Source organism: Zestosphaera sp. (assembly GCA_038727705.1).
Taxonomy (GTDB): Archaea; Thermoproteota; Thermoprotei_A; order Sulfolobales; family NBVN01; genus Zestomicrobium.
Map to the genome: position 1 here is coordinate 182,900 of JAVYVJ010000001.1, position 14,679 is coordinate 197,578.

Consider the following 14,679-nt stretch of genomic DNA (forward strand, 5'->3'; position numbering starts at 1 on the left):
TCTCCCTATGGGTTTATTTAGAAAGTAAGTCATGCCGTGGGGGGTCGTAAACCTTCACTGGGTTACGGCCTCCACTTAAGCTCAGCCCCCGTGACTGCCACGTACTCAATCCTTATGTTCTCAAGATTAGGGTTGGCTGACGGTATATTTATCCTGAAGGCTAGAGTCAGGTTATAGTCCTCATTTGGCAGGATTACTTTTTTGTAGGAGTCGTAAGCCCTCACTGGGAAGATGATACTGCCCGTAGCTATGAAGATGTTACTGCCGGAGCCCTTAGCGTAGGAACCCACTGCAGTGCTGCCGCTGGCGAACGCAGTACCGTTTATGCCTTGCAACATGGCGGCCGAACCCACAGCTATCTGCTGCGATGGTGAGGTGCTAAGCCAAGCCACGAGCTTGAAGTAAATCGCTATTAAATCCACACTGTCTCTAGTCGCCAGAAGATTAACGAACGTAATGTTCACATCGTAGTTCCCTCCTTTGCCTAAAGTTACGGGAGATAATTTCAGTATATATGGTTGGTTCTTACCCTCCGTAGTTACCTTGACTATAGAGACCTCGTTCACGCCATTACCGTCGAGGTCTATGTTGTCTTTTAGTTGAGTATCTATCTGGGTTTGGGAGATTTGCGGATTGCATGTCAGGCATGAATAGCTGTCTATATCCTTCACCCACCCTCCACCACTATTGAAGTACCAATCAGCAATTGGATAGTCGCTCCAATAGAGTACTGAGGCGTTGCCTACACCGCTCACCCTGGTTATGATCTTCTTGCTGGCATAGTCAGTACCCACTAGTCTCGTCATGTTCAGGATGTCCTCGCTTGTGAATGGGCTACCTCCTGTGATGGTGGTCTGATAATAGTTTATTATGGTGCGGCTCTGCTCGCACATGCTCCTGAGCGGGTACACGTTGCCTCTCGACGTTACCGCGTAGTCTATTTCGTTAACTCCTGCATTGTTTGAGAGGGTCATCCTTTCCTCCCCCTTTTTGATTAGGTCGTTCAGGGGTTGAGGGTCGTCGTTCACCCATATCCTCACTATAATCACGTCAAGGGGTCCCACGTTGACCACCTTACACGTGTTTTCATCAACCCACACTACCTGCAGGCTCTCAGAGCTTCTCTCCTGCTCGAACCTGGCTCTGGACGCCAGGCTTGAGGTCCCCGTGACGTTCGTCTTAAACATGCTTGTAGCTATGGTTGAGAACACCACTATCAGTAGGGGTATTAGTATCATCGCCGCTATTACTTCCGACTGACCCCTCTCCGTCCTCCTAACTCTTGACTTCATAGTACCTCCCCACCTCGTAGTAGTTATTGCCCGCCTGAACGAAGAGTATGACCACCCAACAATTCGGGTTTGCAGGCGGTGATTTTCTCTCCGTCTTCGTGAAGTTCACCATAAGTAATTCATTGCCCCCTCTGTGAGGGAGGACGCCCAGATTCACCGTGGTTGCTGAGGATCTGTATGGTGTGAACGTGTCCAGCGGCAGGTGCTGACCATCGGTGAGCAGTATGTAGACCCTGCTTGAGGGCACGCTTAGGCCTCCCTGCACCTGCAGGAAGTCCCCACCGCCTATTACCCCGTTCATGTTGCAATAAGTGTTGTTTAAGGCTAGGTAGTAGTAGGTGGTTGCTGTGCTGTCCACCCTCACAACCCCTAAGTAGACTGTTAGGGTTCCTGGAGGGGTGGCACTGCTCTTCACGACGCCCTCCTTATAGATCACAGTGTTGGCGACCTCCTTCTGGAGGAAGTTATTTAAATCGCTTTCAGCAGTCCTCTGAGCGAGGAGGGAGGAGGCGTAGCTGAGGAAGCTCACGCTAGCCACGAGAACTACTGAAACCAGGACTACGGCCGAGATTAAGTCGGACTGACCCTTCAAATCACTCACACCCACACTCCGTTTAGTATATGGTTAAGGAAGCTAATAAAGGCTGGTGACTTTACTAAACGTTGTTGCGGGAGTTTCAGTCCATACATGACATAAACCCATACTTGACTGAAGGGTGACCGTCCTCACGGAGAGCTGGAACGCCTGCCGGGCGATTGCCCATCACTACGTAGGGTTGCTGAGAATGTACACAATATCGAACGGCAGGACGCCGGCTAGAGTCGTGAGGGTGATGAGGACTTGAGCAAGTGTTAAGGAGATCAGGACCGTCGAACCACGCCTGCCCCTCACCAGACGACTCAGCGTTAGGGCCACGTTCAGGTAGAGGGCGGGCAGTGCGTTGATGTAATACCAGTCGTGAGGGCCCGGAAGTATTGTTGCTAGGGAGAGCCATCCGGCCAGCGTAACGAGATTCTCAGCTGAGTTCAGACGTCGAACCATCGCCCAGTAAGCGTTGATTAATAGTGAAGGCAATGTAGCGTACCAGAGGATGGAACCGAGCCCCACCCCTACAACCACGTAAAGACCTGAGGCGGGGGTGATGGTCGAGTTGGCCACCAGTGTGAGGAAGGATGTGTTGGTAGTGGTAAAGTAGAGTGAGAACTCACCGCCGTACCGCCACACCTCAACCTTACTGATGAGTTTAAACAACCCGTTAACGGCCATCGGCAACGTGAGGCCGTGCCTCCAGGACATGTAGGAAATCATCTCCAAGTGGTGCTGAACTACAGAGTAGGGCCCTAGACTGAAGTCAGCCGCATAGGTACTTAGATATGCTGTGAGAGCCACGGCCGTGAAGAGCGCCAACCTCCTTAATGAAGCTCTCCAGCCACCGCCGCCGGCCATTATAGCGTAAGCGAAGACCAGCAGGTAGGGCAACACGCTGAGCTTACATGCAACACTCAAACCAAAGAACAGGCCGGACAATATGAGGGAGCCTCTGACCAGCATTAGGTAGAGTGAGAGGAGAAGAAGGAAGACGGCGGGAGGGTCTAGGAGGAGATGCCTGTAAGTGTTGATAAACACGGTATCAAGGATAATGAAGGACGTAGTGAGCAATGCTGTGGAGCCAGAGCTGACGAGACTCCTTGCAATCAGGAACACGAAAACGGAGGAACCAACAAACAGAAACATGTAGGCAAACCTCCCAAACCCGAACAACTCGAAGAAACCTATCAAGTACTTACCGAGGGGTGGGTGTTCGAAGTTGCATGTGTAAGGCGCGGTAAGGTTGGCAACGTAGTCCAGACCACATCTAACGTAAATAATCTCGTCTTTATAGGAAGGGAGGGGTGATAGTGGTAGAGTCAGGTGGAAGAGGAAGATTGGGAAACACGTAAGTAACGCGATAAAGAACCACCACCTGACTGAGTTAACTCCATCCCGACCGTGATTTGCATCCAATATCTGGCACTTATTCATTCAAAGTTAACCCCGAAAGACCCTGACCTTGGTTGAGTTAAAAACTGATAAAACTGATTTAGATTCAACTAATAAATTACGTCGTTGGCGTGGTCGTGGCGGAGACTCTACCAGGGTAGACGTTACCAGCTTCTGTGTAAACTTTAACGTCGTAGGACGCACCGAGCATACATCCTGAGCCGGAGAGTCCGACGGTAATAGTGGCACTTGACCCCTTACCGACTGTCCCGGCGGCGGTAGTTGTGGTGAATCCGACAACCTCGACTTTTGATATTTTTGAATCTGCGTTACCCTTATTTATTATAGTCAACTCAAGTTGTGAAAAGCCTCCATTTACGCATTTTATTTGACCGCTGACTACGGAGAGGCTCTCCGACGGTGCTCCGAGCGATCCCCAGACCCCCATTATCCACCCTATGACCGCTATCGCGATTATGAGTGTTACGGCGATCAGAATTACGGTTGCTAGTATGGGTGATATGGCTTTGTTTAACTTCATTGTTTTTATATCACCAAATACTATTATTATGAGGCGGTATATAAACGTTTATGTTCTTAACACTGTTTGAGCGCTTCGGGTCATGTAGGGTGTTTCTTTTAGTATTTTTCGGCTTGTTATTTATGTACATGGTGTTGCTGATGTTTGCAGTCTGCTTTAGCTCTGGTGATTTAGTTGTATTGTTTTCCTAGATTGGTAGTGTGCCGCTTATGTAGGCCAGCGTCCCAAGCACCGTGGCTGTCGTTACTGCCGTCATCAGTGCTGCGTGTTTGAATCCCGCCGCGACGCTCATCTCGCTTGACTTGCCGGCTACTAGCCCCATTATGAATGAGTTGAGGAGCGAGCCGATGCTGAGTATGCCTATGAGCGGCGCTATCGCCTCAGGGTTGACACCCGCCGCCGTTATTAGCATGTTGACTATTATTATCGGCGATGATGCCAGCATGACGGCGCCGAAGTACGGGAGTATCACGTACGCCTTGAGCCTCCTCCTGAGCTCCTCCTCCAGCTCGCTGAGCGTTTGGGTGAACCTTGCTAGGGCGTCTATGATCTCAGGCGCTCCGCCCCCAACTACTATCGAGTCCGTAAGGAATCTGAAGATCGCTATGACGAACCACTCCCTGATGGTCTTCAGAACCCTCCTCAGAGCCTCCTCGAGGCTTAGGCCTAGGGTGAGCGCCGCGCCGGCCTTACTCACGAGGGGGATGAGGTTCCTGAAGTCTTTGGTGGAGAGCTGCACGATGCACTTCTCGGGGGACAGCCCTGTCTTCCTTATCTCGCTCAACTCCCTCAGGTAGTCGGCGGTGGACCTCACGAGCCCTTTGTGGCCCTTCATCACGTTCCTGTGAACCAGCCACGGCGGTATCGTGAGGAGCAGGAGGGCTATGGTCAGGGAGACCACGAGCGAGACCACCTCCCTAGTCCCTATGAAGCCCTTCAGGACGTTCATGCCCCCCGTTATGAAGAGGGACACGAAGAACATCACTATCGATATGGGTATTAAGACCGTCAGCGTTATGTAGGGCTCCATGATCTTCACAGGGGTTCTGGGTTGTGAGACGTGTATCATTAGGAGGACCATTAACCCGAGCGTCGGCAGGACTATGAAGTTGTAGAGTGAGGGCATGGTCACGTCGACGACTACCGCCCCCGTAGTTCTGCCGGCGGTGACTGCTGAGAGGGTTCCCGAGACGGAGAAGAACACGAATATCGTTACGGACATTATGACCCCTAACACTATGTAGAGCTCGAGGAATGAGGCAAGCCTCTCGGTCATCGACCTGACCTCACTCATCCTGTGCTCGAACAGCTCCTGAGTCCTTATCTCCATGTAGTGCGTTACGTCACCCCCGCTCCTCAGCGTGGTCGTGTAGCCGAGCATCAGGTCCCTGAACCTGGAGCTGGGGTGTAGCAGGGCAACCCTCTCGAGGGCCGTGACCGGGTCGTAGCCGAACAGCTTGATGTAGGTGATCACCCTCATGCACTCCTCCTTCATGGCCTTGAAGACCTTAAGGTTCGCAACCCTCTCTATTATCCTCTCCAGACTAACCCCGCCCTTAACCATCGTGGACGCGTAGGCCATGAAGAAGGGTAGTTCGTTCTCAACGCTCGCCTTCCTCTCAGAGGCGGCCAGCGACGGCTGGATGAGCCTAACGGCGAAGACCATTATAGGCAGTATGACCGTGACAAGCCCCACAACCACCTTAGCGATGAACGGCATGGGCACGAGTATTAAGGCCGTTGACGCGGCGAGCCCCACTATCAAAGCCGCCGTAAACGTCAGCATGAGGGTCTTCGACGCGTATATGGTCGGGTGGACCGTCATGCCCGCCTTAAGTATGGACTTATCCAGTTCGAAACTCCTGGCCAGCCTGGCCCCCCAGGACTCGAACACCGTCAGCGATGCCGCCGTGAAGAGGTCGTCGAACGTGGGGGTCCTACGCCAGGGCTTGGTGATCGCCTTCAGCTCCTTGCCTACGTCCTTACCTCCCTCCCCACGGTCCTTGCCTTTGCTCCTGTTACGTCGTGGAGCCATAGAGGGGGCCCTCGCGCAAAGTCCTTACTGGGTCTAGGTAGTACCTCTGAATCCAGGTAGCCACGTCCCTGTAGGCGGTCTTGCGGGTCGCCACCAGCCACTCTAGCAGCATCTTCCTCCTGATGAGCTCCTCCAACAACTCATCCCTGGTCTTACCCGTCAACTCCGACACCCTCCTGAGGACTGCGCTGTTCTCCAGGCTTATGCTGAACCTATTCTTGGCGGGGTCCCACTTGGCGATCTCATCGTACTCCCCGACACCCCTCACCTCCCACACGTTCGTTATCTTCCTGGCGGGCCTCGGCTTACCCCTCTCGTCGACCAGCGTCACCCTCCTAATCAGGAGGGCTATGTTCACGAGGGGTATGTAGGACGGAGGTATGTTCATAGGGGGTGACGTGAGCCTCTTCACCGCCGCGTCTATGCTCTCGGCGTGAAGTGTCGTGATGCCTGAGTGCCCTGTGGCTATGCTCTGGAAGAGCACGTACGCCTCATCACCCCTGACCTCACCCACTATTATCACGTCCGGCCTGTACCTGAGGGACACCCTCACGAGCTGGTAGAGTGACACCTCGCCGGCGCCCCCGAGGTATGAGGGCCTTGAGACCAGCTGAACCCAGTTCTCCAGAGGTAGCTTGAGCTCCGGCGTGTCCTCTATCGTGACCACCTTGTAGGTGGGTCGGAGGAGGGTCGCCATTGCGTTAAGTGTGCTTGTCTTCCCAGCTCCAGTAACGCCGAGCACTAGGGTGGTCAGCTTGTAGTCCATGGCGAGCCAGAAGTATGCGGCTATATCGGAGGATATGGTGCCGAAGTTGATCATGTCGGCTATCGTTATGGGTGACTCGCTGAACTTCCTTATCGTGAAGGAGGATCCGGAGGTCGAGACCTCCTTGCTGAAGGTCGCGGCCACCCGGTGCCCGCCCGGCAGTATTGCGTCGAGAACAGGGTACGCGACCGATATGTGCTTGCCGGCCATGTGGGCGAGCTTGAGGACGTACTCGTCAAGCTCTATCTCGTTCCTGAAGATGACGTTGGTCGGCAGTGACTCATACTTCCTGTGCCACACGTACACGGACTTCCCCGGGCCGTTGCACGATATGTCCTCCACGTACCTGTCCCTGAAGATCGGGTCGAGCATCCCGTACCCGAGGAAGTCCCTCTCTATGTAGTAGTTGATCTTACTCCATGAGAGGGAGGGTGTTCTGGGGAATCTTATCTGGAAGAGGTCCATGATCCTCCTGGCGGTGATCCTTATCTCGTTTATCGCGTCCCCTGATAGGCTGGCCACGGGTTTCATCTCCCACATCATGTGCTCGTAGATCTGCTTGTAGATGTCCCTCTCCTCAGGGGTCAGCGAGATCTCGTAGACCTCGTAGAACAGCCTGCCGTTCGCCTCCTCCTCAACTATGTTTATTGAGGCGAACGGCTCGAGTATTGGGTAGGTCTCGAGGATCCTGTACCCCTTCTTAATGCTTAAGAGTTCGTAAGAGAGTACCTTAGCGGCTTCGCTGAACTGCGCGGTAGGAGACGCTACAACGACCTCCTCCCTCTTCTTCCTGCCTAGCCTTCCTAACAAGCCTGACGTGGGCTTGGGTTTCGAAGATGAACTCAACCACTCACCTATATTGAATTACCGCTTTAAACATATAAATGTTAACGAACATAATATATTTTTAGGTGTATGCTTAGCATGTACTCGCTCAGTTCAACTTCTGAGAGGGAGAGGGCGGCAACCATCACCACCGCCTTGACTTTCTCACTCCTCGTTCTCTCACTCCTAGCTACTCCGCACATGTCGGTCAACGCGCAGACGCTCGAGCTTAACATTCCCTACGCGTACACGCTCACGCCTCAAATCCCGGGCAACTTAAGCATAGTCAAGCTGTTGATGCTTAACAGGACAGCGGTCATGAGCGTGGCTACCGATGGATCCAGGGACTACGTGGCGGTGCTCGACGTCAGCAACCCGTACGAAACGCCTAAAATCCTTCAGCTCTACCCGCTGGTCGGGAGGGTCACGTCATTCACCACCGACGGATGGCCTGCCGCGAGAGTCGCCATAGGTACTGACATGGGTGAGGTGCTGCTCTTCAAGATAAGTGGCGGGAGAATCTACAAGACCCTTGAATCCGTCCTAGGCGCTGACTACTACGTCAGGAAGGCAGGGGTCCTGAGGACTGCGGACGGGGGCTACAGGATCGCGGTACTAGTTAGTGAGGGAGGCCCTGTGAGCGGGCTGTGCTCCTCCTGCTACGTCTACGTATTCAGCGAGGGAATTCCGAACGTGCTGAAGATAGGGGGTTACCCTGGGAACGCAACCCCCTCCTACCCAGGCATAATGCCGCAGGACATCGTCCCGCTAACAGTGTTCACAGGTAGCTCATACTACTACGACGCGTCGAAGCTCATGGTCGTCTGGGCAACGTCCAACTTCATCGTGCTGGTAGTTAACGTGACGCAGGTAGTGGAGGGTGTGTCCACACCCGCCTCAGGAGCTCTGGTTAACGTGGTTGCGTACGACGTTAAGACCGGGCTCAGGTATGCCTACGGCTTCAACGCAGGCCAGGATGGGAGGGTGGGTATACCTGTGCCGAGGGGTATGATGGTCAACATAACCGTGCAGGACATCTACTTCAAACCATACACACTCACCTACAATACCTCGAAGGTGCCCGGGTATGTGAGCACGGTAGGCCTCCCGCCTATAACCCTACCCAGTAAACCGCTGACAACCCCGGCATCGGCCCTCTACAGGACTCCCGAGTTCCTTCTGGCGAACCTGGAGGTTCTTGACGTTTCGGACGCGCCGCACGGGTTTAAGAGGGTTGGGTACGTGAACTTCAAGGTGCCTCCCACCGGCTCCTACGTGTCCTTCCTCAAGGGTGTTGAGGACTCGAGGTACGTGATCACGCACTACGACCCTGAAGCCGGCTACGTGAACGTAAGCAGGGTTGACTTGACGCTCAGGAGGGTCTCACTAACTACGGAGTACATAGGGAATGCGGGAATTCCGTTTAGCATGACTCTGAAGGACGGCAGTCTCCTGGTGCTGTCTCTCAGCGACGGCAGGGTTAAGGCCTACAGGCTGATCTCCGGGGTGCCGGAGCATTATGCGCTCGAATACACCTACGTGTATGGAAGTCCTGTGGAGAAGGTGGGCCTATTCCTAGGTGATGGCAACCCAGCAATATTCGCAGCCTCTCGCTCAGGGCTCCAGGTGATCAGGGTGGAGCCTTACGTGGTGCCTATCTTCAGGCGGGACTTGACGCTGAACTTCGCGGGGCTTGAGGGGGGTTACGTAGACTCCGACCTTACGGGCGACTTCACCGCCGGCGTGGTGTGTAGCGGTAACAAACTCCTCGTGTTGAGGAACATCTACATGCTGGTTGACAAGGAGCCCCTCCTAGTCTCCAGCCTCACCGCGGGCAGGGCGGTGATCAGGGTGATCCCGCCCGGTAATGAGTCCGCGAGTGAGGCAAGAGTTACGTTCAAGTACCCGGGCGGCGTCCTAGTTAGGACTCCGGGCGCCGACGGCACTGTAGTGTTCGACAACATACTGCCCGGCGTTAGGTATGAGGTGTTGGTTAATCACAGCAGACCGTACGTGAACCCCAACTCCACCTACATTGAAGTCAGCTACTTCGGGGACGTGCAACTAGAGATACGCTTGACCTATAAGGAATATAAAGTCGGTTTGAACGTCAGCGACCCGATCACAGGTGGGCTGATAGCTCCGTACACTGTGATGGCGGACGGCAGGGTCTTAATACCGTCGAGCACCAGCAGGCTTGCCGAGGTCACCCTCCTCTACGGGACGCACGAACTCAGGATAGCCCCGGCCCCAGGGTATGAGAGGGTTTACGAGCAGTACGTAACCACCCTCCTCGTCTCGCAGGATGTGTTGCTGAACGTGACGCTTAACAGAAGAATGTATCTGCTTGAAGTCAGGGTTGAGGACGAGGTCACGACCAAGCTGATAGCCCCGGTTCAGATCGAGGTGGCCGGCGTTACTGGAACTGTCGACGCTGCAACGCCGAGGACTTTCTTCACACTGCCTTACGGTAGCTACCTCGTGAATGTCGGGCCGGCATCAGGTTATGAGGCCATCTACTCAAGGTCGACGTTCAACATAACCCTCTCCGCGGACACTGCGAGGATCGTGAGGTTGCCTAGGAACCTCTACACGCTGTACTTGAGTTTGAGGGACGCCACGATAAACATGCTCACCGGAACATTCGACGTCTACGTGAACAACACAAGACGCCTAACCGGCGTGACCCGGAATGCCACCATGAGCCTTCCCTACGGAACGTACGTAGTGCAGGTGAGGCCGACCAGCGAATATGAGAAGGTCTACAGCCCCTCGCAGGCGCTCACAATCAAACTAACTAACCACACATCCCTTACAGCACCTCTTGCGAGGAGGTACTACACGCTCAGAGTCAACGTTATGGAGGGCGATACGCCGATCAAAGGCGCTACGATAAAGGTCTTCAGCGTGGACACGGGCGCTCTAGTCACAGTGCTAAACACCGCTGAGGAGGGCTACGTTGAGATCAGTCTATTCTACGGTACCATGAGGCTTGAGATCACCGCACCGGGCTACTACGATGAGGTTAAGACTGTGAGCCTAGATAAAAACACCGTGGTAACCGTGTACATGAGTCCTCAGCCGATAACCCTCTTCTTCAGATACCTGCCGATAGCGGCCGTAGTGGTGGTGGCTGTGGTGGCCGTGTACGGTGTCCTGAGACTCAGATCCATAATATACCGAAGGCTGTACAGGGAGGAGTCCCTGTTCTGATGTTCTGAGTTACCCTCAAAACCTCTGGATGGGGCACGACTACCAGCTTCCCGCCACTCTCACACGTACTTGATTATAAGGGTCTTCGGCAGGCCGTCTATGTATATGGCCGTCAGCTTGATCTCCACGTCAAGCCCTCCCAATATCTCTAGATCCTTCTTTATGGAGGCCAGCAGAGTTATCTTGTTGTTAATCGATTCAACGACGCTCTCCAGATTGTTCAACTCCTGATCCGACGTTGGATTCATGATGAGTCTGATGTTCTTGAACTCGACCACGTTCCGGGACTCCACCGCCTCCGCTGAGACGCCGAGCTTCGTAAGCACGGTCTTAATCTTCCTCTCCTGCTCGACCTTGACTCTAAGCTCCTCCAGCCTGCGGAGGAGCTCGGCGAGCTTCTTCCTGTAATCGTTTAAGTCATCGTCTATACTCTTCACAAACTCCGCTATGCTGTTGAATTCCCTCACTACGGAACTCATTTAGACCCACCAACATATAACTCAATCAAATGATATTTATATTTTCAATACTCGTTAAGACCTACGCATTGCTGTCTCATTACACGCAACCGTTAATTAGGACTCCCACATAGCTATCAGTGGTGTGGTGGTCCGCATGTTCCCCGTGTCTGACGCTCACGCACATGTATCACCCGCAGGATTGGGTGGTTCGCTTGTGGGCAGGAAGTTCAGGGAGGCGGGCGGCTGGTTCATAGCTCTGGTCTCACTGCCGCCAACGAATTACGGCCTCAGAGGAGATCTTAATGGGCTTCTTAAATCCTTCGATATTCATGCACGCGAATGCCTGAAGGCCAGGTCCGAGGGCCTTAGCGTGGCCTGCCTGGCGGGCGTCCACCCGGCTTACGTGGACGAGCTTGTCAGGGCTGTGGGCGTCAACAGGGTTGACGAGGTTCTCAGCATGGTTAGGAGGGCTTTGGAGAGCCTTAGGAGGTTGAGGTTGGAGGGCCTCATAGAGGGGTTCGGGGAGTTCGGGCGTCCTCACTACAAGACGTTGCCTGAGTCCGTAGTAGTTAATGATGTGGTGCTGAGGGAGGTTCTTGAGGTATGCAGCGACACGGACTCGGTGCTCCATCTACACACGGAGCAGGGCGGCTCGGCGACGGTCGCGTCCGTCGACGCTCTCGTGAAGTCTGCTGGGGCTTCTAAGTGCAGGGTCGTCTTCCACCATGCAAGCCTGGCCGTCGTCAGGGCTGCTGAGAATCTGGGCTATCACTCGACAGTCCTCGGCCGTGAGGACCTCCTGCTCAACATTCTGGAGTTAAACCCTTCGAGAGTTCTGGTCGAGAGCGACTTCATAGACGATCCCAGGAGGCCGGGGGTCGTGATGTACCCGTGGGATCTGGCTGGGGAGGTCGGCAAGCTCCTTGCCAAGGAGGGCGGGCATGAGGAAGCGCTTAGGAAGTGCCTAGTTGACAACGTGAGGGAGCTTTACGGAGTAAAGCCTGAGACCTAATCAATGCATTTGTCTTTAACGCCTAACTGCTCCCTGCCGACGTCGCTGAGCAACACGTTCTTGACGCTGCCCCTAGCCGTAGTGACTCTGATGAGCCCCCGCATCTCCAGAAGCATTAAGATCCTGACGAACTCGCTGTACGACATGCTGAACTCGCTGCGTAGCTCGGTGTACAGCTGGTCCTCCCTAACCACACACCCATTCTTCACCATGACTTCAAGCAGTTTAAAAGCTACGTTGACTGTTGTTTTAGTAGCGCTCAACTCTACTGCCACCGCTTAAGATTGCCTACATAATTGGGGCTGGGAGGTTTTAAGCTTTATGCTGTCCGGTTCGAATCTCATATCTGGTAGGGGTGTGTCAGCACGTGAGGCAACCTCTGCTTGGTTCTGGAGGACCAAACCTCATAGAACTTAATTATGTCCTGAGTCAGCGACGGCGGTATCTTGCGCAACGCGCGCTCGAAGTCCTCCCGGCTTATGTGCGACGCGTCGGGGCTCCTCCGCAGAGCGCTGAAGGCAGCTTCCCTTACTAAAGCGGTCAGGTCGGCCCCCGAATAGCCCTCCGTCCTCCTGGCAAGCTCCTCCAGACTCACGTCGGGGGCTAGCGGGCTCTTCCTGGTGAGGACGCTGAGTATGTCCAGCCGCGCCCTTAAGTCCGGCTGCGGTACGTAGATGAGCTTCTCCAGCCTACCCGGCCTGAGTAAAGCGGGATCCACTAAGTCCGGCCTGTTGGTCGCCGCTATCACGACGACGTTCCCAAGCTTCTCTATCGAGTCCATCTCCGTCAGTAGCTGGCTCACAACCCTCTCACTCACGTACGAGTCCCCGGAGACCCCCCTCAGGGGGGCTATTGAGTCTATTTCGTCGAAGAATATTATTGCTGGTGCTACTTGTCTTGCTCTTCTGAATATTTCTCTTATTGCTTTTTCTGATTCTCCTACCCATTTGCTTAGTATTTCTGGTCCTTTTATTGCTATGAAGTTTGCTCCTGATTCCGTCGCCACGGCCTTAGCTAGGAGGGTCTTACCACAACCAGGAGGACCATAAAGAAGAATACCCCTAGGGGACTCAACGCCCAACCTCTCGTAAGACTCCGGGTTCTTGAGAGGCCACTCAATGACCTCCCTCAGCTCCTGCTTCACGTCCTCCAGACCACCTATGTCGGACCACCTGACCTCAGGGACCTCGACGAAGAGTTCTCTGAGCCCGCTTGGGTGGACTGCTTTGAGGGCGTTCATCAGGTCGTTCATGCTCACGGCCAAGCCGCTGTATATGTCAGGCGGCAGGTCATCGTCTAGGTTCAGGCCGTTGAGAGCCCTCTTTATCGCGTTGAGGGCCGCCTCCTTAACCAAAGCCGCTAGATCAGCTCCCGTGAAGCCATGCGTCACTTCAGCCAGCTTCGCCAGGTTGACGTCCTCCGCTAGAGGCACGTTCCTAGTGTGTATTTGGAGTATCTCGAACCTCCCCTGCTTGTTGGGCATCGGTATCTCTATTTCCCTGTCGAATCTTCCCGGCCTTCTCAGGGCTGGGTCGACTGCGTCTATCCTGTTCGTAGCCCCTATAACTATGACGTCCCCCCTGCCCTCAAGCCCGTCCATTAGTGTTAGTAGTTGTGCTACTACTCTTTTTTCTACTTCTCCTATTACTTCTTCTCTTTTTGGTGCTATTGAGTCTATTTCGTCTATGAATATTATTGCTGGCGCGTTCTTCCTGGCCTCCTCGAAAATCTCCCTCAACCTCTGCTCAGACTCACCATAATACTTACTCATAATCTCAGGACCGTTAATCGCTATGAAGTAGGCATCAGCCTCGGTTGCCACGGCCTTAGCTAGGAGGGTCTTACCACAACCAGGAGGACCATAAAGAAGGACTCCCTTAGGGGGTTCTATGCCGAGCTTCCTGAAGAGTTCCGGATGCTTGAGGGGTAACTCAACAAGCTCCCTAACCCTCTCAACCACATCCTTCATGCCGCCGACGTCCTCGTAAGTCACCCTCATCATCCTGAGGGTCTGCGCGGGCTTGTTGACCAGAATTAGCCTGGTCTGCTCCCCTATTACCACCGGCCCCGCAGGTCTTGTCGAGACCACCTTCAGGAACATGACCGAACCCAGAAGCTGGAACGGAACTACATCCTCCTCCACAACCGCGTAGTTCAGCAACCTCCTCTTAATTATCCTGAGCGCTGACTCCCCGCCGCTCACCTGGCTTGAGGCGTCCGTGAGCGCCAGCTTGACAGTGAGGGCCTGCTTGACCTCGATGCGCCTCACGAGCACCCTGTCCCCTATGCTGACGCCGGCATTCTTCCTTAGCACGCCATCCATCCTTATCAAGTCCTTATCATCGTCCTCAGGCAGTGCTGGCCACACTATAGCTACCGTGTTCTTCCTGCCCACTATCTCGACAGCGTCCCCTTCCTCAGCACCTATGGCGTTGAGGATCCTCTCAGGGATCCGGACCTTACCCCTGAACGCGTCGTTCTTACCTGCCTCAGCAACCCTCAGGACGTACTCCTTACTCCTGTTGAACACTACCCACCCTCAGAAGAGTATTG

General features: G+C 54.2%; 11 protein-coding genes. 2 read left to right on the plus strand and 9 right to left on the minus strand.

The features are described from left to right. Nucleotides 1-62 precede the first annotated feature (62 nt). From QW772_00975 to QW772_01000, 6 genes are all read right to left on the minus strand, one after another. Nucleotides 63-1,292: a hypothetical protein gene (locus tag QW772_00975; GenBank protein MEM0037497.1), complete on the minus strand. Its 1,230-nt coding sequence runs from the start codon at nucleotides 1,290-1,292 to the stop codon at nucleotides 63-65. Further along, nucleotides 1,276-1,893 carry a hypothetical protein gene (locus tag QW772_00980; GenBank protein MEM0037498.1) on the minus strand — a complete coding sequence of 206 codons (618 nt, stop codon included), beginning with the start codon at nucleotides 1,891-1,893 and terminating at the stop codon, nucleotides 1,276-1,278. Before QW772_00980 ends, QW772_00975 begins: the two co-directional genes overlap by 17 nt. Nucleotides 1,894-2,058: 165 nt before the next feature. Beyond that, nucleotides 2,059-3,297, minus strand: coding sequence for a hypothetical protein (locus tag QW772_00985; protein ID MEM0037499.1), 1,239 nt, complete (start codon nucleotides 3,295-3,297; stop codon nucleotides 2,059-2,061). A gap of 94 nt (nucleotides 3,298-3,391) precedes the next feature. Further along, nucleotides 3,392-3,814 (minus strand): archaellin/type IV pilin N-terminal domain-containing protein, encoded by a 423-nt coding sequence (locus QW772_00990; GenBank protein ID MEM0037500.1) that lies wholly within the window; start codon nucleotides 3,812-3,814, stop codon nucleotides 3,392-3,394. A 187-nt stretch (nucleotides 3,815-4,001) separates the two neighbouring features. Beyond that, nucleotides 4,002-5,849, minus strand: coding sequence for a type II secretion system F family protein (locus tag QW772_00995; GenBank protein MEM0037501.1), 1,848 nt, complete (start codon nucleotides 5,847-5,849; stop codon nucleotides 4,002-4,004). Further along, a complete protein-coding gene (locus QW772_01000) occupies nucleotides 5,833-7,461 on the minus strand; it encodes a type II/IV secretion system ATPase subunit (protein MEM0037502.1) in 1,629 nt (542 codons plus the stop codon). Before QW772_01000 ends, QW772_00995 begins: the two co-directional genes overlap by 17 nt. Before the next feature lie 69 nt (nucleotides 7,462-7,530). Between QW772_01000 and QW772_01005 the strand changes: the two genes are divergently transcribed. Continuing rightward, complete coding sequence (locus QW772_01005) at nucleotides 7,531-10,653, plus strand: carboxypeptidase-like regulatory domain-containing protein (protein MEM0037503.1); 3,123 nt, start codon at nucleotides 7,531-7,533, stop codon at nucleotides 10,651-10,653. A gap of 59 nt (nucleotides 10,654-10,712) precedes the next feature. Here the strand turns inward: QW772_01005 and QW772_01010 are convergent, their stop codons facing one another. Next, on the minus strand, nucleotides 10,713-11,132 hold the full coding sequence (locus QW772_01010) for a hypothetical protein (GenBank protein ID MEM0037504.1): 420 nt from the start codon (nucleotides 11,130-11,132) through the stop codon (nucleotides 10,713-10,715). Nucleotides 11,133-11,268: 136 nt separating this feature from the next. Between QW772_01010 and QW772_01015 the strand changes: the two genes are divergently transcribed. Next, the gene (locus QW772_01015; protein ID MEM0037505.1) at nucleotides 11,269-12,126 is read left to right on the plus strand and encodes a TatD family hydrolase; all 858 of its coding nucleotides are present in this window, start codon (nucleotides 11,269-11,271) and stop codon (nucleotides 12,124-12,126) included. On the opposite strand, the gene QW772_01020 is transcribed toward QW772_01015, so the two are convergent. Both QW772_01020 and QW772_01025 read right to left on the minus strand, forming a co-directional pair. Further along, a complete protein-coding gene (locus QW772_01020) occupies nucleotides 12,123-12,389 on the minus strand; it encodes a hypothetical protein (protein MEM0037506.1) in 267 nt (88 codons plus the stop codon). The genes QW772_01015 and QW772_01020 overlap by 4 nt on opposite strands. 77 nt (nucleotides 12,390-12,466) lie before the next feature. Next, nucleotides 12,467-14,656, minus strand: a complete 2,190-nt coding sequence (locus tag QW772_01025; GenBank protein ID MEM0037507.1) for a CDC48 family AAA ATPase — start codon at nucleotides 14,654-14,656, stop codon at nucleotides 12,467-12,469. Nucleotides 14,657-14,679: the final 23 nt, after the last annotated feature.

Bases quoted from the DNA above. Each gene is read 5' to 3' on its own strand.
- QW772_00975 (MEM0037497.1), bottom strand. From the start codon at position 1,292: ATGAAGTCAAGAGTTAGGAGGACGGAGAGGGGTCAGTCGGAAGTAATA.
- QW772_00990 (MEM0037500.1), bottom strand. From the start codon at position 3,814: ATGAAGTTAAACAAAGCCATATCACCCATACTAGCAACCGTAATTCTG.
- QW772_00995 (MEM0037501.1), bottom strand. From the start codon at position 5,849: ATGGCTCCACGACGTAACAGGAGCAAAGGCAAGGACCGTGGGGAGGGA.
- QW772_01005 (MEM0037503.1), top strand. From the start codon at position 7,531: ATGCTTAGCATGTACTCGCTCAGTTCAACTTCTGAGAGGGAGAGGGCG.
- QW772_01010 (MEM0037504.1), bottom strand. From the start codon at position 11,132: ATGAGTTCCGTAGTGAGGGAATTCAACAGCATAGCGGAGTTTGTGAAG.
- QW772_01015 (MEM0037505.1), top strand. From the start codon at position 11,269: ATGTTCCCCGTGTCTGACGCTCACGCACATGTATCACCCGCAGGATTG.